Here is a 287-nt window from a genome sequence, read left to right as displayed (position 1 = left end):
GAACCACCAGTAGTTAGTAAGCAAAAACTTCTTGACCAAAACATCTCTTTCCAAAGTTTCTTTTTCACTTGTGGAAAGTCTCTCTTGATTAGTCGAGAACTTGCACTTTTATAAGCATTAATAAATTTTGTCATTTCTGTATTCGGATGTGCCTTGAACAAAATATGAACATGGTCTACATCATGATTCCACTCTATCAGTGTTATGTTGTAATTCTCGGATAACCTGACAAACATGTCTTTTGCATAGTCTGATATATCATCATCGAACACATTTCTTCTGTATTT

At 33.8% G+C, this 287-nt stretch carries 1 protein-coding gene; it reads right to left on the bottom strand.

Going from position 1 to position 287, the window contains the following annotated elements:
- Nucleotides 1-287 (bottom strand): IS200/IS605 family transposase (tnpA, locus tag BAU27_RS08315; RefSeq protein WP_071770629.1); only part of this gene is annotated, 287 nt, incomplete at both ends.

Origin of the sequence: Bacillus sp. NH11B, assembly GCF_001884205.1 — a bacterium.
Lineage (GTDB): Bacteria > Bacillota > Bacilli > Bacillales > Bacillaceae_G > Bacillus_A > Bacillus_A proteolyticus.
Note: the sequence above shows the minus strand (reverse complement) of the source record. Positions and strands in the feature narration are given on the sequence as shown.